The sequence below is a fragment of the Pectobacterium carotovorum genome, assembly GCA_016415585.1.
Taxonomy (GTDB): domain Bacteria; phylum Pseudomonadota; class Gammaproteobacteria; order Enterobacterales; family Enterobacteriaceae; genus Pectobacterium; species Pectobacterium carotovorum_K.
Genome location: CP066552.1, coordinates 1,422,514 through 1,448,226, shown reverse-complemented (window position 1 = coordinate 1,448,226; position 25,713 = coordinate 1,422,514). Strand labels below are relative to the sequence as shown.

The window sequence follows — 25,713 nt, the reverse complement described above, 5'->3', positions numbered from 1 at the left end:
ACAATGTCCACCACACTTTATCACCACCTTGCCCGATGGATTAGTTAAGATATCCTCATGCAGTGCAGTAAAGCGACGTAGACTAACGATGCCAATGTATACCATGCGCCGACACACCGCGCGAAGCTAGCTCGCTGAATAATCAGCCTGACCGTAAGGGAAAAAAGTGAACACGCATCGATTGCTACAAGCGCTTGAACAACAAATTAATACGCTAGCGAAAGAGCTTGAGCCGCTGGCGGATAAAGCCGTGCCGCAATCGCGCTTTGATCGTCAGCTTTTTAGCAGCTACGGCACTCGGCTACGTGATTATCGCGCCGAAGTTGAACAAAATTTGCAGGCGATAAAGCAGTTAGTTGCAGAGCAGCGCACCGATCGCGTGGCGTTTCTGGCTGAAAAGCTGGTCAGCCAGATAGCCGCATTGCAGCGTGAGCTGGCAACGCAGTCATTACGCAGGCAGGAGCAAAGTAACGCACCACAGCCGGAAGATGTGTATCACAAGCTGGCGGAGCATCAGGATTATGAACGCCGTCTGCTTTCCATGATTCAGGATAGAGAAAGCCTGCTCATCACGCAGACGCAATTCAGCGAGCAACAGCGGCTACAAAAAGAGCTGGCGGCGCTGGAAGGACGGCTGTCACGCTGCCGTCAGGCGCTGGCACGTCTGGAACGTCAAATCGAACGCCGTGAGCAAGGATTGTAGTGCGGCGGGTTCGCCAAGAAATGAGGAACTGATTTATGTCACTTGAAAACGCCCCACCCGAGGTCAAGCTGGCGGTCGACTTGATTATGTTGCTGGAAGAAAACCAGATCGCACCGCGTATCGCGCTGGCCGCCTTGGAGATTGTACGTACCGATTTTGAGAAAAAGCTCTCGCAAGAAGACGGTAACGCTAAATCCTCCGCCTAGGAAAAAATAGCTCAAGAGCTTAAAGGCAACAGGTATTAGCGCCGTCGTTCAACGGCTTATTCAGCGGGTTTACGTAGCGCCGGGCTAAAATGCAGCATATCAATAAAAGCATCCACCAGCGCGGGGGCTTCCTGATCGAGATCGAAACTTTCCGGCATAAATAGCCAGTTTTCCATCACGCCGGAAAAATAGGCACGCATCGCGATTGCTGCACGACGTGGATGAATGTCCGTCGGCAACATCCCCACCCGGATGCACTTAATCAGGTTTTCTTCAATATCGACATAGCAGGAGAGATAAAGCTCTTTGCGCGCATTGTACGATTGCAACATTTCACCGACAAACTCACATTTGTGAAAAGCGATCTCCATAATGGATCGCCAATGTGTATCACTAACGGTTAAACGCAGCATATAAATCAATAATTCACGCATCACGCGGAGTGGATTATCAGGGAATTTTGTCTGATACTCTATTTCAAACTCATCTATTTTTGACTCAGCCAAGGCCCAGATTTCGTCAAAAATTTCGGCTTTATTTTTAAAATGCCAATAAATAGCACCGCGGGTCACACCGGCAGCGGTGGCGATGTCAGACAATGAGGTCGCGGACACACCATGCTCAGAGAAGACTCTTAACGCAGTATCCAGTATATGTTGTCGGGTTTCCTGAGCCTGTTTTTTGGTTTTTCGTGCCATGATAATTTGGTTTTTCGTGCCATATCGCTGTATTTGAAGGAAAGCGTGATTTACATACATTCGAGAATGTATGTAACATAGCATGAACATAAGACTATAGCAGCAATGGGTTTTTAAGCTTGTGATCCATTGGTCAATTTCAAATCGGACACTTGAGGTTTATCTATGAACAAAAACAGAGGGCTAACGCCTCTGGCGGCAGTTCTGATGCTTTCTGGCGGCTTAATGCTCGCAGGATGTGATAGCGGCAATAATCAGCAAGGCGGCGCACAGCAGCAGATGCCTGAAGTGGGTATTGTGACGTTAAAAACGGAAGCACTGAATGTCATGACCGAGCTGCCGGGCCGTACAAGTGCTTACCGCATTGCCGAGGTTCGCCCACAGGTTGGCGGCATTATCCTCAAACGCAACTTCGTTGAAGGGTCTGACATTAAGGCTGGCGCATCGCTGTATCAAATCGATCCTGCGACATACCAGGCAAGCTACAATAGCGCCAAAGGCTCACTCGCTCAGGCACAGGCTCAGGCAGAAATTGCCCGCCTGACAGTTAATCGCTATAAGCCGCTTTTGGGCACCAACTACGTCAGCAAGCAGGATTACGATCAGGCTGTTGCCACCTCTCGTCAGGCTGATGCTTCGGTTCAGGCTGCTAAAGCAGCGGTTGACACCGCACAAATCAATCTGGCTTACACTAAAGTTAACTCGCCAATCGAAGGCCGCGTGGGTAAATCCACCGTGACGGAAGGCGCATTGGTAGCAACCGGACAAGCAACGGCATTAACTACCGTGCAGCAGCTTGATCCGATCTATGTTGACGTCACGCAGTCCAGTAATGATTTCCTGCAACTGAAGAAAGAGCTGGAAAACGGTACGCTGAAACAAAGTGAAGGCAAAGCCAATGTCCGCCTGCTTTTGGGAAACGGTACTGAATATACTGAGGCAGGTACATTAGAATTCTCTGATGTCACGGTAGACGAAACCACCGGTTCCATCACACTGCGCGCTATTTTCCCGAACCCACAGCACAACCTCCTTCCCGGAATGTTTGTACGAGCTCGTCTCGATTCCGGCGTGAACCCAACAGCCTTGTTAGTTCCTCAGCAAGGTGTTACCCGCGATCCACGTGGTCAGGCCACGGCGATGGTGGTTGGGGAAGGCGATAAAGTAGAACCTCGCACGCTTAAAACTAGTAAGGCAGTTGGTGACAAATGGTTAGTTACCGAAGGCTTGAAAGCGGGCGATCGCGTTATCGTTACGGGTTTGCAAAAAATCAGACCCGGTGCGCAGGTGAAAGCTAAAGAAATCGCTTCAGAAAATCAGCAGACGCCGCAAGCGTCAGCAGAACCCGCGAAGTCTTAAGACGTTCTAACAGGAGCCGGTATAATTCATGGCTAAGTTTTTTATAGATCGACCCATTTTTGCATGGGTGCTCGCCATCATGGTGATGCTGACGGGGTTACTGGCAATTGTTAAATTACCTATTGCCCAGTATCCGACGATCGCACCACCTGCGATTGAAGTAACAGCAAATTATCCAGGAGCCGATGCATCAACGCTGCAAGATTCCGTGACGCAGGTTATCGAACAGAATATGAACGGTATCGATAACCTGATGTACATGTCATCAAGCAGTGATTCGTCTGGTACGGTTCAGATTACGCTGACGTTTGACGCGGGTACCGATCCGGACATCGCACAGGTTCAGGTGCAGAACAAACTGCAACTGGCCATGCCGCTGCTGCCGCAGGAAGTACAGCAGCAAGGGGTTAACGTTCAGAAATCAAGCAGTAGCTTCCTCATGGTTGCCGCCTTCATCAGTGAAGACGGTAAAATGTCACAGGAAGATATCGCTGACTACGTGGCTGCTAATGTTAAAGACCCTATCAGCCGTACATCTGGCGTAGGTGACGCGCAGCTGTTTGGTTCCCAATACGCAATGCGTATCTGGCTGGATCCAAACAAACTGAACAACTACCAATTAACTGCGGGTGATGTCTCCGCCGCAATCCGAGTTCAAAACAACCAAATCGCAGCAGGACAATTAGGGGGCGCTCCGCCGGTTCCCGGTCAGCAGTTGAATGCTTCGATCATTGCGCAAACCCGACTGAATTCAGCAGAAGAGTTTTCTAAAATACTGCTGAAAGTTAATACAGATGGATCTCAAGTTCGTCTTAAAGACGTCGCACGCGTTGAGCTGGGAGCTGAAGGCTACGACGTTATAGCCCGTTTCAATGGTAAGCCCGCAGCAGGTATCGGTATCAAGCTGGCAACTGGGGCGAACGCGCTGGATACGGCAACCGCAGTAAAAAATGCGCTGACCAAGGCAGAAGAGTTCTTTCCTTCTGGCTTGAAAGTGGTTTACCCGTACGATACCACCCCCTTCGTTAAGATCTCGATCAACGAAGTCGTGAAAACGCTGGTGGAAGCCATCGTACTGGTATTCCTGGTGATGTATCTGTTCTTGCAGAACTTCCGTGCCACGCTGATCCCAACCATTGCGGTGCCAGTCGTCTTGCTGGGGACGTTTGCGGTCCTCTCCGCGTTTGGTTATTCCATTAACACCCTGACGATGTTCGCGATGGTTCTCGCCATCGGGCTTCTGGTGGATGACGCCATCGTCGTCGTGGAAAACGTGGAACGTGTCATGGCGGAAGAAGGTCTACCGCCTAAAGAAGCAACCAAACGATCCATGGAACAGATTCAAGGTGCGTTGGTCGGTATTGCGCTGGTTCTGTCCGCGGTATTCGTCCCAATGGCGTTTACCGGTGGTTCGACAGGGGCAATCTACCGCCAGTTCTCCATCACAATCGTGTCTGCGATGGTGCTGTCGGTTCTGGTCGCATTGATTTTGACACCCGCGCTTTGCGCAACGCTGCTAAAACCAATCGCCAAAGGCGATCACGGTGAGAAGAAAGGCTTCTTCGGCTGGTTCAACAGACTGTTCGAGAAAAGCACGCATCACTACACCGATAGTGTGGCAAATATTCTGCGCAGCACAGGCCGTTATCTGGTCATCTATCTGCTGATTGTTGTCGGTCTGGCATTTCTGTTCTTACGCTTACCGACGTCCTTCCTGCCAGATGAAGATCAGGGTGTTCTCCTGAACATCGTTCAGTTGCCTTCAGGGGCAACGCAGGAAAACACGCAGAAAATCATGGACAGAATGACGAACTACTATCTCGAGAATGAGAAAAGTAACGTTAAATCTGTATTTACGGTGTCGGGCTTCGGATTCTCTGGCCGTGGGCAGAATGTCGGTCTGGCCTTCGCCAGCCTGAGTGACTGGAGTGAACGAAGCGGCGCAGAAAATAAAGTTATGGCGATTGCAGGCCGAGCAAACGCGGCCTTTAGCCAGTATAAAGAAGCTATGGTTTTCGCAGTCAACCTTCCTGCGATTATCGAACTGGGTACCGCAACAGGTTTCGACTTCCAGTTGATTGACCAGGCTAACCTTGGCCATGCAAAACTGACGGAAGCACGTAACCAACTGCTAGGTATGGCAGCACAACGTCCTGATACGCTGGTGCAAGTTCGTCCTAACGGGATGGAAGATACACCGCAGTTCCGTCTCGATATCGATCAGGAAAAAGCACAGGCGCTTGGTGTGTCACTGTCGGATATCAGTTCAACATTGGCAACCACGCTGGGTGGTTCTTATGTGAATGACTTCATCGATCGCGGTCGCGTGAAGAAAGTTTACGTTCAAGCCGATGCGCCTTTCCGTATGCTGCCGGATGACATCAAAAACTGGTACATCCGCGGTAGCAACGGACAAATGGTGCCATTCTCTGCCTTCACGCAGAGCCACTGGGAATACGGTTCACCGCGTCTGGAACGTTATAACGGCCAACCATCCATGCAGCTCCAAGGTGAAGCCGCGCCAGGTAAGAGTACCGGTGAGGCCATGGCATTGATGGAAAATTTCGTGACCCAATTACCGCAAGGTATCGGCTACGAATGGACGGGTATGTCCTATCAAGAGCGATTATCAGGCAACCAAGCACCCGCAATCTATGCCATTTCACTGATTGTCGTGTTCCTGTGTCTGGCGGCGCTTTATGAGAGCTGGTCAATTCCGTTCTCTGTCATGCTGGTGGTTCCATTGGGGATCATCGGTGCGTTGATTGCGGCGAATATGACAAGTCTTGAAAACGACGTTTACTTTAAGGTGGGCCTGCTGACAACCATAGGGTTATCGGCGAAGAACGCCATATTGATTGTCGAATTTGCTAAAGATCTGATGGAAAAAGAAGGGAAAGGACTGATAGAAGCAACGCTCGATGCCGTTCGTATGCGTTTGCGTCCAATCCTGATGACATCACTTGCCTTTATCCTCGGTGTAATGCCGTTGGTCATCAGTAGTGGTGCAGGTTCCGGTGCACAGAACGCCGTTGGTACTGGCGTAATGGGCGGGATGATTACAGCAACCGTGCTGGCTATCTTCTTCGTTCCTGTGTTCTTTGTTGTTGTTCGCCGTCGCTTCGGCAAGAAAGTAGACGACACAACAGCGCACTAAGACCGAATCCCTTCCGATATACTCTAAAAGGCCGCCTAGCGGCCTTTTTTACGCCCCTGTCCAGTCTCCCCATGACTAACCTGAGCTAAAAGCTAAACAGCACTATGCGCTGTTTGGCTCAGATTAGTCGTCTCTATAGTGGTTTAGAGAATGCTGACGTCTACCGCAACATAATAGTTGATCCTGATGCTAAAAAAGCGCAACATATTATTTATGTTATAACATAACAATCAGGAGCAACTATGAAAGCGGGTATTCATCCTGACTATCGCACGGTGGTATTCCATGACACTAGCGCGGATGTCTATTACAAAACAGGGTCAACGATTAAAACCGATCGTACCATTGAACTTGAGGGTACCAGCTACCCTTACGTCACCGTTGACGTTTCTTCGGCATCGCATCCCTATTACACTGGGAAGCAAAAAGAATATTCCAAAGAAGGCAGCACAGCGCGCTTCCAGCAGCGTTTTGGGAACTTCTTCAAGTAATCAGAGAGGCTATTAAATGCAGGTGCTTAGTTCGCTACGTTCAGCAAAGAATCGTCATAAAGATTGTATTGTGGTCCGCCGCCGCGGGCGAGTTTACGTTATATGTAAATCCAATCCGCGCTTTAAGGCTGTACAAGGCGGAAAAAAGAAAAAAGGTTAATCTTTCCCGGCCACATCTCCGTACAGTCTGTGTTATGACGCTAACCAGACTGTACAGAGTGATTCATATAAAAAACTTATGAAACAATAGGATAACGAGCATCAATCTGTCTTATCAACTGAACAATCCCTTCGCATTCCTTCTGCCATTTCTCATATTTTCAGATAGAAATAATTAAATAATATGCAGTCGAGTTTATTCTATGCTCATTGTTACAACAAAAATTTTAAGGATTAATCAAAATAAATAGCGGTGAAAACCTTACCTATTATCCGCGAATTTTATGAGCGCTTTTGCTATAGTCATATATAGAATGACGTAATCCTAACCACCACAGTATAACTATACTTAAGGTTAAGTCATGATATGTTGGCATTTACGCCAATCCTATTTCGCGACATAGTAATAGCAGGAGGTACAAGAATCGCAGTTGCCTCATTCCTTGCTGAACAAATCACAATGGCTCAATGCATTGTTGGTAACAGCATGAATACGAAACAATGCTAACGCTTTTATCTTGCAGGCTTCATCAGTCTACCTGTTTACCAGGTGTTAACCGCAGTAACACTGAATAACGGCTTAACGGAGGGATTGATATGGATGAGTACACACCAAAACATTATGATATTGCCCAACTCAGATTCTTATGTGAGAATCTGTGTGACGAAAGCATAGCTACGTTAGGCGATAGCAGTCACGGCTGGGTCAATGATCCAACATCTGCGATCAATCTCCAATTAAATGAACTTATTGAGCATATCGCTACGTTTATTCTTACATTTAAAATAAAATACCCTAATGAAAGCGAGCTTTCAGAGCAGGTTGAAAAATATTTGGATGATACTTATGTCTTGTTTAGCAACTATGGAATTAATGATGCTGAACTGCGACGCTGGCAGAAGTCCAAAGCAAAATTATTCGGAATGTTCTCAGGGGAGAACACCTGTACGCCTGCTAAAACTTAAGCAATAATTTATTTATATTTTTTAACCACCAGGTACTGTTTGCATAGGCCCTTATGAAAAAAATCGATTATTTGATGCGTTTGCGTAAATGCACAACCATTGACACTCTCGAACGCGTTATTGAAAAAAACAAGTATGAACTCTCCAATGATGAACTGGAGATGTTCTTTTCCGCAGCCGATCATCGTCTGGCCGAACTGACGATGAACAAACTCTACGACAAGGTTCCTACCGCAGTATGGCGATATGTTCGTTAATTCCTAACGAAACGCATACAAAAACTAACATTAAATACACTGCGCCGATAATATTATCGGCCTTTGTTTTTATTATCTTTTTGACGCATGATTTAAACAATAAGTTGTAACAAATTGTATTTTTAATATTAAGTAAAAATGAATTCACCCTCACCTCTCACGCTTATTTCCCCAAAATTCATCGTTTATAACAATCGCATTGATAGCATCCACGAATGGTATATCCCGTGATGAAAATAGAGGATGTAATAATTACCGCAATTATTACTCGCTAAGTAAAGATGCACAGTCATCCTCTCGAAGAAGCAGTGATCGAAAAATGACACCTATCGAGCAAAGAATGGCGGCTCAGCGTTTACGTCTGTCAGGAAATGGGTTTATGGCAGAGAATTTAATTTACGTGCAGAAGATAAAGACTAGTCTGGCGATGAAGCGGCTACCGAGGGCACAAATTGGTGGAGGCCCTGCCAGCTACATCCCGGCACACACGTCTCCTGCTGCGGCTGCTTCCTTCCGGACCTGACCGAATCCACAGGTTAGTGTTGCGGGAGAACCGACAGGGCCTCCATTGAGGACTTTATAACAGCGTGCACATGATAATCGCAACGTGTCACAAAAGCGGTGAGCATTATCGGCGATGGGATAAGCAATTGCAAGCTAACACAGACTAATCGTTGTTTTCTTACCCACCCCCACTGTGCCACTATGATGTTCAATAGGTTTAAGAGCAGAAGGGATATCCGCTGATGTCAGAAGAAAACGATAATTTCCGTCAGCGCGTTTTTCAAATCGTCGCAGCGATTCCTCACGGAAAAATAGCGACCTATGGCGACATCGCACAGCTTGCCGATTCACCCAGAGCATCCCGGCAAGTTGGCGGGGTATTAAAACGCCTACCGAAAGACAGCAAACTCCCCTGGCATCGAGTAGTCAATCGTAAAGGCGAAATATCGCTGGTCGGTGGAGACTATATACGCCAGAAGTCAGCGCTACAGGCGGAGGGCATCGTTTTCAATCGTCAGGGAAAAATTGATCTTGCGAAATATCGCTGGCAATACGCGCCATAACGGCGCGTATCCAGATGAATTACCAGACTGGCTGCGGAGCCACAGATGACGAAGTAGGTTGCCCCTGAAGCATATGAGGAGTCTGATTCGTCGGATTAGACATCATTGATCCCTGATTTTTCGCCGGTAAGGGAACAGAGGCGACAGGGACCAGCACTAAATCGGCGTTATTTACCCCGTTGCTAATAACTGGCAATACGTTCTCCGTCACCATTACGATACGATTATCGATTGCAATCGCAGCACTGAGTAAGATACGCGCGTTGGGCTGGATATCAGCCGGGTTATATGGTAGCTCGAATTGGAAAGGTGCCTGCTTCCCTTCTGTACGCGTCACACGCTGGGTAATCACTTTTGAAGGCGCATCCGCCAGCGATGCATCAGACACCGTAACGGTTAATACTGCGTTGTGAGGGAGTGCAATACGCTGACGAATATTCACAGTACCGGTTACCGCCGGCATCGCAACAGCCAGGCGCGGTGAAGAAACATTGGTGACAGGCGCGCCAGTTTGAGGAGAAACGCCAGAATCACTCCTCTGTGCACATGCAGCCAGAGTCATCGATAACGTGATACCACCTAAGATATGCCATAATTTCATTCAGTCAGTCTCCTTTATTATTGTCAGGTTACCGGTATCGAAAACCGACACTCATGAATAGTATGATTCACCTAACACAATAATTATGGTACAAAATTCTGATATTTTCCCGAAAACCACATATTTATTGCAGTAAAAAGCCATAAAGAAACACTTTACACATTACAAAACAAACAGATAACCCGCTATTCGCATCCATTGAGGCCGATACCATGAGTCAATCACTACAACACCTTCTCGACCTCCTGCATTTAGAGAAGCTCGAAGAAGGGCTATTCCGCGGACAAAGCGATGATTTGGGGCTGCGTCAGGTCTTTGGCGGGCAAGTCGTCGGCCAGGCCATGTCGGCTGCCAAACAGACTGTCCCCCTCGAGCGCAACATTCACTCTTTCCACAGCTACTTTTTGCTACCCGGCGACAGTCAGAAACCCATTATTTATGACGTTGAAAACCTACGTGACGGCAACAGCTTCAGCGCCAGACGCGTTAGGGCTATCCAGAATGGTCGCCCTATTTTTTATATGACGGCCTCATTTCAAAGTCATGAAGAAGGGTTTGAGCACCAGAATGTGATGCCAAACGTCGCACCGCCTGAGGATCTGAAATCCGAGCAGGAAATCGCACAAGACATGCAGCACCTTCTGCCGCCCCGCTTTCGCGATAAATTTATTCAGGCCAGCCCGATTGAGATGCGTCCAGTTAAATTCCATAACCCACTAAAAGGCGAAGTGGATGAGCCAGTGCGACACGTCTGGTGCCGTGCCAGCAGCCCGCTACCGGACGATAAGCGTATTCACCAATATTTGCTCGGCTATACGTCTGACTGCAATTTCCTACTCACTGCTTTGCAGCCTCACGGCGTTGGCTTTTTGGAGCCGGGTATGCAGGTCGCTACCATCGATCACTCGATGTGGTTCCACCGTGATTTCCGGCTGGATGACTGGCTGTTATATACCGTAGAAAGCACGTCTGCATCCGGTGCTCGTGGTTTCGTTCGTGGGCAATTCTATACTCGGGAAGGTGTGCTGGTTGCATCCAGCGTGCAGGAAGGCGTCATACGTCGCCGCCAGCCATAAACCTTGCGGCAGCCTCGTAACGTAAAAGACCACCTCATCCGGGGTGGTTTAAGACTGATAATAAAACAGGCGTGGAGTCTCCTCCACGCCTGTCTACTTGTGTTAAACCATCTCACTGACTAATTTAAGCGTTCTTATTGGTTGTAAGCGCTCTCGCCATGGCTGTTGACGTCCAGACCTTCGCGCTCTTGATCTTCAGGTACACGCAGGCCGACAACCATATCCGCGATCTTGAAGGCGACAAATGCCACCACGCCAGACCACACCAGACAAACAATCACGCTGAACAGCTGCACCCAAATCTGGTGTGCCATCGTCACACCTTCCGCATAGCCAGTACCACCCAGTGATGCAGAGGTGAATACGCCAGTCAGGATACAGCCAACGATACCGCACACGCCGTGAACACCGAACACATCACACGGGTCATCCACACGCAGCCATCTTTTCAGTACTGTTACGCCCCACAGGCCTGCAACACCACCAGCCAGACCGATAATCAGTGCGCCACCCACGCCAACCGTACCCGCTGCTGGCGTGATTGCCACCAGACCGGCGATACAGCCAGAGCATGCGCCCAGCAGAGAAGGCTTACCGCGGACCATCCACTCACCGCCAACCCATGCCAGAATTGCAGCAGCAGTCGCAACAACGGTGTTAAGGAAAGCCAGGGCGGCGATACCGTTCGCAGCACCCGCAGAGCCCGCGTTAAAACCAAACCAGCCGATATACAGGATCGCCGTACCGATAAACACCATCGGCAGGTTATGCGGTTTGAAGGCTTCTTTGCCAAAACCAGCGCGTTTTCCCAGCAGGTAAGCACCAACCAACCCAGCAACCGCGGCGTTGATGTGAACCACTGTACCGCCAGCGAAGTCCAGCGCGCCATCCGCAGCCAGATAGCCACCGCCCCATACCATGTGCGTCATCGGCAAATAGGAGAAAGTCAGCCACAGCGCAACGAAAATCAGCACCGCAGAGAAACGAATACGTTCAGCAATCGCTCCGACGATCAGCGCGACGGTGATACAGGCAAAGGAAGCCTGATAGGCCACATGTACAAATTGATAGTAGGTGCCGCTGATGGACTCAATCCCGATGCCTTTCAGCATAAAGGTGCTGAAGCCACCGAAGAAAGCATTCCCTTCGCTGAAGGCCAGGCTATATCCGTAAACGACCCACAGGATACAAACCATCGCGAACGTTACGCTCACCTGCGTCATCATGGACAAAACGTTCTTAGAACGAATCAGGCCGCCGTAAAACAGTGCAATGCCCGGTATAGTCATAAAGAGTACCAGCGCGGTACAAATCATAATAAAAGCGTTATCCGCTTTATCAATCGTCGGTGTCGCAGCCATTGCCCAGGACGGGAGTAATACCGCCACACCGAGACCTAATGAAGAGAGTAGTTTTTTCATTTTCATCCATCCCTATTTACGTATCTACGCTAGGTGTTGTTAAAGTGCGGCTTCGTCAGTTTCACCCGTACGAATACGGATAACTCTTTGCAACTCGGCGACAAAAATTTTGCCGTCACCAATTTTTCCGGTGTACGCGGCTTTGCTGATGACATCGATCACTTCATCCAGTTGATCGTCTGCAATTGCGATATCAATTTTTACCTTGGGTAAAAAGTTAACGCTGTACTCCGCGCCGCGATATAGCTCCGCGTGCCCTTTCTGACGACCAAATCCTTTCACCTCAGTGACGGTGAGTCCCTGGATGCCGACAGAAGATAACGCTTCACGTACATCTTCCAGCTTGAATGGTTTTATCACCACAGTAACCAGTTTCATTTATCTTCCCCCTAGCCATTACGTTCAGGCTTTCGCCCGTCACTTGTTCGATTACGTGCTCTATGAAGTAGGTCTACGTCATGACTAAAGCAAAGGGTGTGCCATAAATGATTTATCTGGCATAAATCAGGAAAGAGAACGCGATTAACGATAAGAAAGGGCAAAAAGAAAACAGTATGGGAAATAAATGCAGGAAGATTTGGGCAAAAATTGCACCAATGCAGTGCATGAAGAGTGTTTTTAGTGCAACTCGGGGGGGAACCAGAATCACGATGCTTATTGATGGTGCGAAGCCATGAATAGACTGTCAGTCTGCACCACACAAGGCGGTGCAGACCGGGATACTATCTCAGGTAAGTCTCAGTGCGCAGGGCAAGGCTCAGTGCTGGTGGCTGCAAGATCCTCTCCGGCAAGTTGCAACTGATACATTTGATAATAGCGCCCCTGCTGTTGCAGCAGTTGATCATGTGTTCCCCGTTCAACGGTTTGCCCATGATGGAGTACCATAATCGTGTCGGCCTCAACGATAGTGGAAAGCCGATGGGCGATGATAATCAAGGTCGTCTGTTCCCTGATGATACGGAGCGCCTTTTGCACCGCTTGTTCCGTGCCAGAGTCAATATTCGCCGTCGCCTCATCGAGAATCAGGATCTTAGGCGTTTGCACCAGTACCCGTGCGATCGCCAACAGCTGCTTTTGTCCGGTTGACAGATTATTCCCCTGCTCACCAATGCGCGTATGCAATCCTTCAGGGAAAGCCCGAACCAGTTCGGCAAGCTGTACCACTTCCAGCACGCGCCAGACGGCCTCTTCGCTGATATCACGCCCCAGCGTTACATTCACAAACATGGATTCCGCCAGCACAACCGGATCTTGTTGCACCATTGCCACATTTTGGCGCAACACCGCATGAGAGAGCGTCGACAGCGGGCGGCCATCCAGCCGAATCTCGCCCTCATCCGGCGCGTAATACCCCATAAGCAAACTGGCTAGCGTACTTTTCCCACTGCCGGTATGCCCGACCAGCGCGACGAACCCGCGCTCGGGGATCGTCAGAGAAATATTCTGTAGCACGCGTTTTTCTGTGCCATATGAGAAAGAGACATCGTCAATATCGACGCGCCCAGTCGCCAGAGGACGCTCATCATCGCCGTAGCTCTGCTTTTTTCCATCCATCAATTCAAAAATACGTTCACCGGCGACGACTGCCTGCTGCAACATGGACTGCTGGGTTGTCAGTTCAATCAGCGGTTCATTCAGACGGCCCAAATAGTTGATAAACGCGTACAAGACCCCGACGCCAACCGATCCAATTGAGCTGAAACCAAATTGGATTAACAAGCCACACAGCACCATCGCAGCAAACAGGCTCAGCAGCGGCCGCAACAGGAAACCTTCCAGACGCAAAGCCTTCATCCGCGCTTCATAATGCTCATGGCTGGCGGCACCCAGTTTTTTGCCAAAGCGAGCCTGCTGGCGAAACTGCTGAATGACGCCCATGCCATTAATCACTTCATTAAAACCATCATTAATATCGGCCAGATAGCTCCGTACCTTGCGCACAATCGGCGTACTAAAACGATGGTACAGCACCATGACCGTCGCGACCGCAGGGAAAATCATCAGTGCAACCAGCGCCATCTCCCAGTTCAGGCTGAACATCGCCACCAGCATCGCCCCAACCAGCGCCGCACTGCGTAATACCGTTGACACCACCATGACGTACAGGTCTTTTACCACCTCAGTGTCATTGGTGACGCGTGAAATCAGTTGCCCAACAGGTTGCGTATCAAATGTACTCAGTGGCTGGCGCAACGCCGCGTCCATCACATCAATACGCAGTTGCTGAACAACACCGACCGCAACACGATTAAACAGCAGCGTCTGAAAATAGTGCAGCGAGGCCGCCAGAATTTGCAGCAGGATATAGGCCATTGCCAGGCCAGCCGCAATCGCCAGCGGGAACTGGCCTTTTGCTACCAAGTCGTCAATAAAATAGCTCACCAACACAGGGCCTGAAACTTCAGCAATTGCGGCAATCCACAGCATCAGGACGCCCTGTAACAGCGGTTTTCGCCAGGGTGAACCATAGGCCAGCAGACGTTTCAGGGTTGGCCAAAACTGTTGAGGGCTATTCATTTTTCGTTCCTTCCAACTGCGGCACATCATCCAGTGCCGCCTCTAGCTGTTGATAACGGTGCATATCCCGATACCAGCCAGGTTGTGCCGCCAGCGTCCGGTGTGTACCACGCTGCACCGCTTGTCCTTGCTGCAACACCACGATTTCATTCGCTTCGGTTAGCGCTGACAGGCGATGTGCGCTGATGATCAGCGTCCGTTTTTCGCCCCACGTTTTGAGATTCTGCAAAATCTGGTGCTCCGTTCGCCCATCAACCGCAGACAGCGCATCGTCCAGCACCAGAATTTCAGCATCCAGCAGTAATGCACGGGCAATCGCGATCCGCTGTTTTTGACCGCCTGATAACATCACGCCGCGCTCTCCGACTTCAGTCTGGTAACCCTGAGGCAAACGCAGAATGTCGTCATGAACGCTGGCAAGCCGCGCCGCCTGTTCAATTTGTTGTTGGGTAGCATCAGGCCGACCCAGTGCGATGTTTCGTCCCACCGTATCGGAAAACAAAAAGGGCATTTGCCCCACAACGGCAAAACGGCTCCGAAGTTCATCCAACCGAATGGCACTCAATGAGCGATCGTGATAACGAATCTCTCCCGATTGAGTATCGAAATGACGCAAAATCAACGCTAGCAGCGTACTTTTCCCCGATCCTGTCGGCCCACATAGCCCCAACATATTACCCGGCGCCAGCGTAAACTGAATATGTTGTAAAGCATCACGGGTATTACCCGGGTAGCGAAACGCGGAGATATTCACGTCCAGCACGCCCCGCTCGGCAGGCAAGGATTCCTCACCGTCTTTCACCACGAGATCTTCCGCAAGCAGCTGTCGAATACGGCTATATGCCGCGCTACCACGCTCAACAATATTAAACATCCAGGCCAGCGCCAGCATTGGCCAGATCATCAACCCCAGATACATGACGAAGCTGGTCAACAAGCCTAACGTCAGCGAACCGTTAATCACCATCCAACTGCCGCCGCCAATCGCCAGCAAATTCGAAAGCCCGACGGCAATATAAATGGTGGGATCGAAGCGGGCATCAACGCGAGCGACGTGCATATTTTTGGCCCCCGCATCCGCCGCAACCTGCGCAAAACGCGCGGACTGGTAGTTTTCCAGCCCGAAGGCTTTAATCATCCGAATGCTGGTCAAGCTTTCCTGCGCCTGATCGTTAAGCGAAGAGAATGCCGCCTGTGCGGATTTAAAACGGTTATGCAACTGGGTGCCGTAGCGTTTGATGAAAATCGCCATGAACGGCATCGGAAGCAACGCCAGCAGGGTGAGTTCCCAACTGATTTGAGTACACATGACAACCAGCACGGCGCAACCCATTACCATTGAATCGACCAGCGTCAGCACGCCCTCTCCAGCGGCAAAGACCACGCGATCGACATCGTTAGTCGCACGCGCCATCAGATCGCCAGTACGGTGACGTTGGTAAAACGCCGGATGCTGTCGGCTCAGTTGACGGTAAAAACCCTCCCGTAGCTCAACCGCCAACTGGTATGACGCGCCAAACAGGAACACGCGCCACACATAGCGCAGCAGATAGACCATGACGGCAGTCAGCAGCATCACGCCAATCCACTTCATCATTTCGGCCATCGACATGCCGTGCTGCGTCACACCATCGACAATCACGCCGACCAGTTTAGGGGGGAGTAATTGCAGAATGGCAATCGCAATCAATAGCGCAATAGCCCCCAGATAGCGCCGCCATTCGCGGCGAAAATACCAACTCAGTTGAGCAAACAGTCTCACGCGGTTTTCATTCCAATAGCCAGACGGGTCATGACAGACTCAGAAAGGTGATTATACAAAAGACGGATATACACTAAATAATTCAAGTTTCAGGAAGGCGGCAAGAGAAGGAATCCCGATGAGCTTACTCAAGTAAGTGATTCGGGTGACTGAATGCTGCCAACGCACATGCAACTTGAAGTATGACGAGTATGGATGATGAATCACAGGGATAAGGGCAATGCCGTGGTATGTTTGATTCGTTCCATAGCAAAGCTAGATGTTACATCGACCAGCCCAGGAATACCATTCACCAACCGCTTATAGAAATCATCATAGCTTTTCATATCAGCGACCTGTACCTGCATCAGGTAATCGTATTCGCCAGCCATGCGATAGAAAGCCAGTACCTCCGGCATGTCGGATACCACGCGGGTGAAGGTCTGATACCAGTCGCGGTTGTGCTGTTGCGTCTTCAATAAGACAAACGCCGTCAGCCCTAACCCCAGACGTTCATTATCCAACAGCGCCACCTTAGCCCGGATGATCCCTTCCTCTTCCAGACGCTTCAGTCGTTTCCAGCATGGCGTAGATGTCAGATTAACCGCCTCGGCCAGCGTCTGTAGCGAAAGCGTGCAATCCTGTTGCAACATATTCAGCAGTGTGCGATCAATTTTATCCAACATAGTTATACCTAATATGGTTTTACCTAATGTAGTTTTACCTAAGAATAGCGCCGCCGATAGAAAACTCCCCCTACTCTCCCCCATTAAGAGAGAAAAGTAATGTTCTTCCCATCCAGAATCGTGGTGATAGCATTATTGGCAACATCGACATAGCAATGACCTTACCGGCCTTCGTTACACAAACCCCGCCGTTGCCATAATTTTCGAGATAGCGACTCACCATGCACCTCAGTAGAAAAATACCCCACACAGGGAGAGTAAAAGGGTAAATAATTCCCTTAAATTACCCACAAGGAGATAAAAAGGTAATTTTTTTATCCTGAAAACTCGTTACTCTATTCGCATCACTGCCTAACCGAGTTTTCATCATGACCAATGCCTGGGTTAAAAATGCCATCAGCGCTATCGAAGCAGATTTTCAGCGTTCGGCTGATACGCATCTTATCCGACTGACCCTACCGGACTACCCCGGTATCTATTTTTATCTCAAAGATGAAAGCACCCACCCCAGCGGTAGCCTGAAGCATCGCCTGGCTCGTTCCTTATTTCTCTACGGGCTGTGCAACGGTTGGATTAAAGAAGGCACGCCAATTATCGAAGCGTCATCCGGCAGCACTGCCGTGTCAGAAGCCTATTTTGCACGTTTACTTGGCCTGCCGTTTATCGCCGTCATGCCATCCTGCACCGCAAAAAGAAAAATCGAGCAAATCGCTTTCTATGGCGGACGCTGCCATTTTGTCGAACAGGCGGGACAAATCTATGCCGCATCCGAACAGCTCGCACAAGAGATGAACGGCCATTATATGGATCAGTTCACCTACGCGGAACGTGCCACCGACTGGCGCGGCAACAACAATATTGCCGACAGCATTTACCGCCAAATGGCACGTGAACCGCATACCGTGCCGGATTACATAGTGATGAGCGCAGGAACTGGCGGTACGTCAGCCACGCTCGGACGCTACATTCGCTATCAGGGGCTAGATACACAACTGGTCGTCGTCGATCCAGAACACTCCGTCTTCTACGACTGTTACCAACAGCGGGATCGCTCCATCACTGGCCCATGCGGTAGCCGGATAGAAGGTATTGGTCGCCCGCGTGCCGAGCCTTCTTTTATTCCTGACGTCATTGATAGCATGATCAAAGTGCCGGATGCCGCCAGCATCGCAACACTGTACTGGCTGGAAAGCGTGTTAGGCCGCAAAGCGGGAGCCTCTACCGGCACCAACGTCTGGGGTATGCTGCAACTGGCCAAAGAGATGGTAAGCCGGGGTCAAAAAGGCGCGATTGTGACCCTGCTCTGCGACAGCGGCGAACGCTATCTGGACACCTACTACAACAGCAGTTGGGTAGAAAAAAATATCGGCGACATAAGCCCTTACCTTGATGCCCTGAACACCCCAGAAATGTCCCCTCTCATGCCGGAACTCAGCACGGCGTGAGGCTGGTGTATTCAGCGCACAGCCGCAGCGCTGAATACGGGCTATTTTTCAGGTAACATAGCGGCTTTACATCACACCCCGCATTAAGGTGAATGAAGAATGAAGCGTGCTGTTGTCGTTTTTAGCGGTGGACAAGATTCCACAACCTGCCTGATTCAGGCTCTGCAAGATTATGATGACGTCCACTGCATCACCTTCGATTATGGGCAACGTCACCGTGCTGAAATTGATGTCGCTCGGGAACTCAGCCAGAAACTGGGGGCAACGGCGCATAAGGTTCTGGACGTCGGTTTACTGAATGAACTCGCCACCAGCAGCCTGACGCGTGACAGTATTCCAGTCCCCGATTACGACGCCAATGCACAGGACATCCCCAACACCTTTGTTCCAGGAAGAAACATTCTCTTTCTGACGCTCGCCTCTATCTACGCCTATCAAGTTGGTGCAGAGGCAGTCATTACCGGTGTATGTGAGACCGACTTTTCTGGCTACCCAGATTGTCGCGACGAATTCGTCAAGGCACTGAATCAGGCTATTGTTTTAGGCATTGCCCGTGATATTCGTTTTGAAACCCCGCTGATGTGGCTTAATAAGGCTGAAACCTGGGCGCTGGCAGATTATTACCAGCAACTTGATACCGTTCGTTACCACACGCTAACCTGCTATAACGGCATCAAGGGTGATGGATGTGGCCAGTGTGCCGCCTGCCATTTACGAGCAAACGGGCTCGCGCAATATCAAAACGACTCCGCCGCTATTACGGCATCGCTGAAGCAGAAAACAGGGTTACGCTGATACTTCACGTCACCACACAGAAACGCCACACCAAGTAAAAAAACAGGCCACGCCGTGCAGCAATGGCCTGTTGTTTCATGTTAACAACGAATCTCGTTTAGGTGTTCCAGCAGTTCTCCCTCCAACGGCAGTGCTTTTTGCGTCAATAAATCAATGCAGACAAACGTCAGCGTGGCATCGGCCACGTCGCTTTCATCAGGCACTCGGGTTATTTTCTGACTGATCACGCCACTTTTCGTATTCATCTGTAGCAGTTCGCTATCAATACGCAGCACGTCACCAAGAACGGCAGGCTTGCGATAGTTGATATTGATGTTCACCACAACGAAAGCAATCTTGTTGCTATGCATCCAGCCAAAAGCGGGCAACGTTTCCAGCCATTGCCAACGCGCCTCTTCCAGAAACTCCAGATAGCGCGCGTTATTAACGTGCTGATAAACATCAATGTGATAACCACGAACGGTAATGAAAGTCTGCATCTCGGTGATACTCCTGTGACAAAACCAACAACTGGTATGACCTGATAATCAGCCTAGCAGAGGTTCGCAGCCCAGAGGAAGTGCTCGACTGGACTGCGACTAATATCACAGTTTTAAACGAGAGAGATTTCTCTCAACCAACGCTGCCCCAATTCCTGGGACCTCCGTTAATTGATCGATCTGGGTAAAAGGGCCATTTTGCTCACGATAGCTAACGATCGCTTCCGCCTTTTTAAGGCCGACACCATTCATTATTTCAGCCAAATCAGCCGCGCTTGCTGCATTAATGCTTACCTTATCCTCATCACCATCAGGAAGCATTGCTTTTTCCGCTTTCTGATCTGCTGGCGCAGACTTCACCGCTGTCGCCGTACTGTCGGCGGATTTAGGTGCCGCCTGACCCAGCAGTGGCAACCCAGACAAACTCATCCCAATGATTAAGCACAGTGCTTTTATTCCTGATTTTTTCATGCTGTTTCCTCCTTGTGTATGACAGCACGGCTACCTTGCCGCAGACCCATCAACACCGCAAACAGCAGAATTTAAATGTGGAAAAGGCCGCGAAAGCGGCCTTTTGTTGTTGCAACGATTTGCAAATTTTTGCGGAGCTTATTGCTGTTCTTGCGCCGCATTGCCCATCTTGATTTTCGCTTCACTACGCAAGCTGGACAGCAGAGAATCAAACAGCGCGCCCAGAGAACCTTGCTGAACCTGGCTGGCAAACTGTGTTTTCTGCTCATCGTTTAGCTGATGTGGCGTCACGCTATCCAGCGCGACCAGCACGACATTACCGGCCTGATCCTGAGTAATCGCATAAGATGGCTTATCCTTTTCTGGATGCGGCATAGCAAAGATTGCTTCGGCCGTTGCATCACCCTGAGAAATAGAAGACATCGTTTTTGCTTCACCAAAGCTCAGACCTGCCGCTTTAAGCGCATCGTCTTTACCTTGCTTCAGCTCAGCCAGCATTTTTTCAGCGTCTACACGAGTCTGCTGTTCAGCCTTCTGACGTTTCAACACCTCGACGATCTCAGTACGCACCTGATCCAGAGGGCGAGTACTTTCAGGCTTGTGCTCAGTGATACGCAGAACGAAAGCACGATCGCCGTCGACGTTAATCACATCGGAGTTATTGCCCGCAGCACCGTTTTCGCCCAACAGCGCACCGCTAAAGACAGCCTGCGTTACCGGCTGGAAGTTCAGCGCAGCGGGAACTTTCTCACGCGTAAACCAGTCGGTTTGCGTGGCTTTCACACCGGCCGCTTCTTCTGCTGAAGCCAGAGATTCGTTGTCATTGCTAGCCGCTTCGCTGACTTTTTGTTGCAGCGCATAGTAACCATCCTGCGCTTTCTCGTGCTTCACTTTCTCAGCGATCTCAGCACGCACTTCACTCAGCGGTTTAACCTGCTGCGGCTGAACATCATCCAGACGCACAACCAGATAGCCAACAGATGATTTAATCGCTTCGGAAACCTGACCTTTCTCCGTCAGTTTTGCCTGCTTCAGCTCATCAATCATGCTGTTTTCGTCCATCCATCCCAGATCGCCACCGTTGCGGCGCGAGATAACGTCCGTTGATTTTTCTTTCGCCAGCGTAGCGAAATCACCACCTTGCTTCAGCGCATCCAGAACAGACGCTGCATCGGCCCCATTCTTCACCTGAATAACGCTGAATTTTTTGCGCTCAGGTTGGGAATAGTCGCTCTTGTTCTGTTCGTAGAAATCGTTGATGGCAGCATCATCTACTTTTATGCCGTCCATGATGCTTGCTGCATCCAGCGTGATATAGCTGACTTTGAATTCTTCTGGTGCGATGAAATTCCCTTTGTTTTGATCGTAATAACTCTGGACTTCATCGTCAGCAACCGTCTGGGCTTTCGCCTTGGCAGCGATATCAATGGTTGCAACACGGACAACGCGATCTTGTGCAGCCAGTTTCACCAGGTTATCGATCTCCTGCGGCAGCAGGAACGCGGTATTGCCAAAGCCACGAATCAACTGCTGTGAAGTCAGTTGTTTACGCAGCATCTGAGCATACATATCCGGTGTAACGCCAAGACGACGAACCTGCTCCAGATACTTTTCATTATCAAAACGGTTGTTGGTCTGAAACGCGGGAACGTCAAAGATCGCCTGTTTGATTTGCTCATCACTGATGTTCAGTCCCAGCTTGTTGGCATACTGATCCAGCAAGGTTTCATCAATGAGTTGGGAGAGTGCCTGCCTACGCAATTGCTGCATGTAGCCGTCATTACTCGCCAGAAGAGAGAAATTCTCACCCAAGGCTTCCTGCTGACGACTGCGTTCGTTCTGTACCGCCTGCTCAAGCTGTGCGCGGGTAATTTCCTGCCCGTTCACCTTTGCAGCGTAATCTCCTGAACCACCAATAAGATAATCACCAACGCCAGTTAGAACGAATGATGCGATGATCAAAGCAAGAATAATTTTGAGCACGACGTTATTCGCGGCCGTACGTAAATTGTCCATCATAATGTGACAACACTCCGCTGTAGAATGGATAAAACTCCCTGCGCTGGCCGGAGCCATGCATCCTTGCGATTGCTATAGCCCAATACAAGGCTAGGGCGCACTTAAGCTTGTTGCCCGCCACGTTCTGCCATGTGTCGGGTATGTATATCCCCGTCATACTTCAAGTTGCATGTGCGTTGGCTGCGTTCAGTCACCCGAATCACTTACTTAAGTAAACTCATCGGGATTCCCTCTCTTGCCGCCTTCACGCAACTCGAATTATTTAGGGTAAAATCCTATATAAATAAAAGGCACATCATAAAATGATGCGCCTCGTATCTTACCCTACCAATATCATTGCGTCAGGTATTGTTTGGCACCCAAAGTGGTTATCAGCCAAACCTGTGACGTAATAATCAGTTAACGGCGTCTTTCAGCGTTTTACCAGCACGGAATCCTGGTACTTTCGCCGCAGGGATACTGATTTCTTTACCAGTTTGCGGGTTACGGCCGGTACGAGCAGCACGTTCACGCACTGAAAAAGTACCAAAACCAACCAAAGCAACATCATCCCCTTCTTTCAGGGATTCGGTAACGGAACCAATAATTGCATCCAACACACGCCCTGCTGCCGCTTTGGAAATATCAGCATCTGCGGCAATTTTGTCGATCAATTGTGACTTGTTCACTCTGTCATCCCCTCTGGAATTCTCTTATCGCGCTTCAATGTCCCAAGACGCGACACGTAACTTATACCCGTCATACTTCAAGCTACATGTGCGTTGGCTTTCCCCGCTCATCCCAGTCACTTACTGATGTAAGCTCCTGGGACTCTCTGCGTCGTCGCCTTCCTGCAACTCGAATTATTTAGTGTATATTATCAATACTGTCATGCTTAGCCAGTTACGGCTAAAACTAACAGTGCTCTAACTTAGCGGTACAAAAAAAAGCTGGCAAGTACGATTTCACTCACCAGCCCCGATTTTCTCAAGGGTTTTTGCGACAGGTCACTATTTTGCCTTAGCTTTGGCCTTGGTTTTAGGCTCCGTGACCACTTGCATGCCAGAAGGCGAATTCTGCAACGCGAACGCTAACACTTCCTCAATACGTTTCACCGGATGGATTTCCAGATCGGCAATCACGTTCTGTGGGATATCCTCCAGATCGCGCTTGTTGTCATCTGGAATCAATACCGTCTTGATACCACCACGGTGTGCGGCCAGAAGCTTCTCTTTCAGACCACCAATCGGCAGCACCAGACCACGCAGGGTAATTTCCCCTGTCATCGCCACATCGGCACGCACCGGGTTCCCAGTCAAACAAGAAACCAGTGCGGTACACATCGCGATACCCGCACTCGGACCGTCTTTCGGCGTCGCACCTTCTGGAACGTGAACGTGGATATCACGTTTCTCGTAAAAATCAGCATTGATGCCTAATTTTTCCGCTCTGGCACGAACCACGGTAAGCGCAGCCTGAATCGACTCCTGCATGACCTCACCCAGTGAACCGGTATAAGTCAGCTTACCTTTGCCCGGCACGCAGGCAGTTTCAATCGTCAGCAGGTCGCCGCCCACTTCCGTCCAGGCCAGTCCGGTCACCTGCCCTACGCGATTTTCATCGTCCGCACGGCCATAGTCAAAGCGTTGTACCCCAAGGAAATCCTTAAGGTTATCGCCTGAAATCTGGATATGCTTAGTAGATTTATCCATCAACAGCGTTTTTACTGCTTTACGGCACAGCTTGGAGATTTCGCGCTCCAGGCTACGCACGCCAGCTTCACGCGTGTAATAACGGATAATGCCAACAATCGCGCTGTCTTCTACCGACAGCTCGCCATTTTTCAGCGCATTACGTTCGATCTGTTTCGGCAGCAGATGCTGTTTGGCGATATTCAGTTTTTCGTCTTCGGTATAGCCGGAAAGACGAATGACTTCCATACGGTCAAGCAGCGGTGCCGGGATGTTCATGGAGTTAGATGTCGCAACAAACATCACATCGGATAGGTCGTAGTCGACTTCCAGATAGTGATCGTTAAACGCCACGTTCTGCTCAGGATCGAGCACTTCCAGTAAGGCAGAAGCCGGATCGCCACGCATGTCGGAAGACATCTTGTCGATCTCATCCAGGAGGAATAGCGGGTTTTTCACACCGACTTTCGCCATTTTCTGGATCAACTTGCCCGGCATTGAACCGATATAGGTACGGCGATGCCCGCGAATTTCCGCTTCGTCACGCACGCCACCCAACGCCATGCGAACATACTGACGTCCGGTCGCTTTGGCGATAGACTGACCGAGCGAGGTTTTACCCACGCCAGGTGGCCCCACCAGACACAGAATCGGCCCTTTGATCTTACTGACACGGCTTTGTACCGCGAGGTATTCGAGAATACGCTCTTTCACACGATCGAGACCGTAATGGTCGGTATCCAGCATTTCCTGCGCTTTCAGCAAATCTTTCTTCACTTTGCTGCGCGCATTCCACGGCACCTGCACCATCCAGTCGATATAGCTGCGCACCACTGTCGCTTCCGCTGACATCGGTGACATCATTTTCAGCTTTTGTAATTCTGCTTCGGCTTTCTCACGTGCGTCTTTCGGCATTTTTGCCGCTTCAATCTTGCGTTTTAACGCTTCGTGTTCATCCGGTGCGTCATCCATCTCACCCAGCTCTTTCTGAATAGCTTTCATTTGCTCATTCAGATAGTACTCACGCTGGCTTTTTTCCATTTGCTTCTTAACGCGGCCTCGGATCCGTTTCTCTACCTGCAACAAGTCGATTTCGGATTCCATCATCGCCATCAGATACTCCAAACGTTCAGTAATATCGAACATTTCAAGTACAGACTGCTTATCAGCCAATTTCAGCGGCATGTGCGCAGCAATGGTGTCGGCCAAACGCGCAGCATCGTCAATGCTGTTCAGAGATGTCAGCACTTCCGGCGGGATCTTCTTGTTCAGCTTGATGTATCCCTCAAACTGATTGACCGCCGTGCGCATGAGCACTTCTTGCTCGCGCTCATCAATCGCTGGGGAATCAAGATATTCTGCGTGTGCAGCGAAATGTTCACCGCTGTCAGAAAGCGTCGTAATACGCGCACGCTGTAACCCCTCGACCAGCACTTTTACCGTGCCGTCCGGCAGTTTCAGCATTTGAAGAATTGAGGCTACCGTTCCTACCGAGAAAAGATCGTTAATACTTGGCTCATCCGTTGAAGCTTCTTTCTGTGCCACCAGCATGATCTTCTTATCATGATCCATTGCGGCTTCAAGGCACCGAATCGATTTCTCCCGACCAACAAACAACGGAATGACCATGTGCGGATAAACCACCACATCGCGCAATGGCAATACGGGGATTTCTATGCGTTCGGAACGCTCAGGGTTCATAGAGCTCTCTCTTAGTTTCGTTTCCGCC

Annotated in this window: 24 protein-coding genes and 1 other RNA gene; 12 read left to right on the top strand and 13 right to left on the bottom strand. The window is 49.8% G+C overall.

Going from position 1 to position 25,713, the window contains the following annotated elements:
• Positions 1-166: 166 nt before the first annotated feature.
• Positions 167-703 (top strand): primosomal replication protein, encoded by a 537-nt coding sequence (locus JFY74_06425; GenBank protein QQG29675.1) that lies wholly within the window; start codon positions 167-169, stop codon positions 701-703.
• Between the two features lie 35 nt (positions 704-738).
• Complete coding sequence (gene rsmS, locus JFY74_06420) at positions 739-909, top strand: pleiotropic regulatory protein RsmS (GenBank protein ID QQG29674.1); 171 nt, start codon at positions 739-741, stop codon at positions 907-909.
• A 56-nt stretch (positions 910-965) separates the two neighbouring features.
• Here rsmS and acrR read toward each other — a convergent pair whose 3' ends face one another.
• Positions 966-1,607: a multidrug efflux transporter transcriptional repressor AcrR gene (gene acrR / locus JFY74_06415; protein ID QQG29673.1), complete on the bottom strand. Its 642-nt coding sequence runs from the start codon at positions 1,605-1,607 to the stop codon at positions 966-968.
• 165 nt (positions 1,608-1,772) lie between these two features.
• Here acrR and JFY74_06410 point away from each other — a divergent pair, with 165 nt between their 5' ends.
• The 6 genes from JFY74_06410 to hha all read left to right on the top strand — a co-directional run bounded on the left by JFY74_06410 (position 1,773) and on the right by hha (position 7,996).
• On the top strand, positions 1,773-2,966 hold the full coding sequence (locus JFY74_06410) for an efflux RND transporter periplasmic adaptor subunit (GenBank protein ID QQG29672.1): 1,194 nt from the start codon (positions 1,773-1,775) through the stop codon (positions 2,964-2,966).
• Positions 2,967-2,994: 28 nt separating this feature from the next.
• Positions 2,995-6,123: an efflux RND transporter permease subunit gene (locus JFY74_06405; GenBank protein ID QQG29671.1), complete on the top strand. Its 3,129-nt coding sequence runs from the start codon at positions 2,995-2,997 to the stop codon at positions 6,121-6,123.
• A gap of 242 nt (positions 6,124-6,365) precedes the next feature.
• A complete protein-coding gene (locus tag JFY74_06400) occupies positions 6,366-6,614 on the top strand; it encodes a type B 50S ribosomal protein L31 (GenBank protein ID QQG29670.1) in 249 nt (82 codons plus the stop codon).
• 16 nt (positions 6,615-6,630) lie between these two features.
• Positions 6,631-6,774 (top strand): 50S ribosomal protein L36, encoded by a 144-nt coding sequence (gene rpmJ, locus JFY74_06395; protein ID QQG29669.1) that lies wholly within the window; start codon positions 6,631-6,633, stop codon positions 6,772-6,774.
• A gap of 596 nt (positions 6,775-7,370) precedes the next feature.
• Positions 7,371-7,739 (top strand): Hha toxicity modulator TomB, encoded by a 369-nt coding sequence (tomB, locus tag JFY74_06390; GenBank protein QQG29668.1) that lies wholly within the window; start codon positions 7,371-7,373, stop codon positions 7,737-7,739.
• 53 nt (positions 7,740-7,792) lie between these two features.
• Complete coding sequence (gene hha, locus JFY74_06385) at positions 7,793-7,996, top strand: hemolysin expression modulator Hha (protein QQG29667.1); 204 nt, start codon at positions 7,793-7,795, stop codon at positions 7,994-7,996.
• 462 nt (positions 7,997-8,458) lie between these two features.
• Here hha and ffs read toward each other — a convergent pair.
• An RNA gene (gene ffs, locus JFY74_06380) (signal recognition particle sRNA small type) lies at positions 8,459-8,555 on the bottom strand.
• A 187-nt stretch (positions 8,556-8,742) separates the two neighbouring features.
• Here ffs and JFY74_06375 point away from each other — a divergent pair.
• Positions 8,743-9,063 (top strand): MGMT family protein, encoded by a 321-nt coding sequence (locus JFY74_06375; protein ID QQG29666.1) that lies wholly within the window; start codon positions 8,743-8,745, stop codon positions 9,061-9,063.
• Between the two features lie 19 nt (positions 9,064-9,082).
• Here JFY74_06375 and JFY74_06370 read toward each other — a convergent pair whose 3' ends face one another.
• A complete protein-coding gene (locus JFY74_06370) occupies positions 9,083-9,664 on the bottom strand; it encodes a YbaY family lipoprotein (protein ID QQG29665.1) in 582 nt (193 codons plus the stop codon).
• Between the two features lie 212 nt (positions 9,665-9,876).
• On the opposite strand from JFY74_06370, the gene tesB reads away from it, so the two are divergent.
• Positions 9,877-10,740: an acyl-CoA thioesterase II gene (gene tesB / locus JFY74_06365; GenBank protein ID QQG29664.1), complete on the top strand. Its 864-nt coding sequence runs from the start codon at positions 9,877-9,879 to the stop codon at positions 10,738-10,740.
• Positions 10,741-10,874: 134 nt separating this feature from the next.
• Here tesB and amtB read toward each other — a convergent pair whose 3' ends face one another.
• The 5 genes from amtB to JFY74_06340 form a co-directional block, all read right to left on the bottom strand.
• Positions 10,875-12,161, bottom strand: coding sequence for an ammonium transporter AmtB (gene amtB / locus JFY74_06360; GenBank protein QQG29663.1), 1,287 nt, complete (start codon positions 12,159-12,161; stop codon positions 10,875-10,877).
• Between the two features lie 39 nt (positions 12,162-12,200).
• Positions 12,201-12,539, bottom strand: coding sequence for a P-II family nitrogen regulator (glnK, locus tag JFY74_06355; GenBank protein QQG29662.1), 339 nt, complete (start codon positions 12,537-12,539; stop codon positions 12,201-12,203).
• Between the two features lie 360 nt (positions 12,540-12,899).
• Positions 12,900-14,678, bottom strand: a complete 1,779-nt coding sequence (locus JFY74_06350; GenBank protein ID QQG29661.1) for a SmdB family multidrug efflux ABC transporter permease/ATP-binding protein — start codon at positions 14,676-14,678, stop codon at positions 12,900-12,902.
• The gene (locus JFY74_06345; protein ID QQG29660.1) at positions 14,671-16,440 is read right to left on the bottom strand and encodes a SmdA family multidrug ABC transporter permease/ATP-binding protein; all 1,770 of its coding nucleotides are present in this window, start codon (positions 16,438-16,440) and stop codon (positions 14,671-14,673) included. Before JFY74_06345 ends, JFY74_06350 begins: the two co-directional genes overlap by 8 nt.
• A gap of 203 nt (positions 16,441-16,643) precedes the next feature.
• Entirely contained in the window at positions 16,644-17,105 is a 462-nt protein-coding gene (locus tag JFY74_06340) for an Lrp/AsnC family transcriptional regulator (protein ID QQG29659.1), read from the bottom strand.
• Between the two features lie 368 nt (positions 17,106-17,473).
• On the opposite strand from JFY74_06340, the gene JFY74_06335 reads away from it, so the two are divergent.
• Positions 17,474-18,550, top strand: coding sequence for a PLP-dependent cysteine synthase family protein (locus JFY74_06335; protein QQG29658.1), 1,077 nt, complete (start codon positions 17,474-17,476; stop codon positions 18,548-18,550).
• 99 nt (positions 18,551-18,649) lie between these two features.
• Positions 18,650-19,345 (top strand): 7-cyano-7-deazaguanine synthase QueC, encoded by a 696-nt coding sequence (gene queC / locus JFY74_06330; protein ID QQG29657.1) that lies wholly within the window; start codon positions 18,650-18,652, stop codon positions 19,343-19,345.
• 80 nt (positions 19,346-19,425) lie between these two features.
• On the opposite strand, the gene JFY74_06325 is transcribed toward queC, so the two are convergent.
• From JFY74_06325 to lon, 5 genes are all read right to left on the bottom strand, one after another.
• Entirely contained in the window at positions 19,426-19,824 is a 399-nt protein-coding gene (locus tag JFY74_06325; protein ID QQG29656.1) for a YbgC/FadM family acyl-CoA thioesterase, read from the bottom strand.
• A gap of 105 nt (positions 19,825-19,929) precedes the next feature.
• Positions 19,930-20,295, bottom strand: coding sequence for a helix-hairpin-helix domain-containing protein (locus tag JFY74_06320; protein QQG29655.1), 366 nt, complete (start codon positions 20,293-20,295; stop codon positions 19,930-19,932).
• A 138-nt stretch (positions 20,296-20,433) separates the two neighbouring features.
• Entirely contained in the window at positions 20,434-22,314 is a 1,881-nt protein-coding gene (gene ppiD, locus JFY74_06315) for a peptidylprolyl isomerase (GenBank protein ID QQG29654.1), read from the bottom strand.
• Between the two features lie 395 nt (positions 22,315-22,709).
• Entirely contained in the window at positions 22,710-22,982 is a 273-nt protein-coding gene (hupB, locus tag JFY74_06310) for a DNA-binding protein HU-beta (GenBank protein QQG29653.1), read from the bottom strand.
• 321 nt (positions 22,983-23,303) lie between these two features.
• Positions 23,304-25,685: an endopeptidase La gene (gene lon / locus JFY74_06305; GenBank protein QQG29652.1), complete on the bottom strand. Its 2,382-nt coding sequence runs from the start codon at positions 25,683-25,685 to the stop codon at positions 23,304-23,306.
• Between the last annotated feature and the right edge of the window lie 28 nt (positions 25,686-25,713).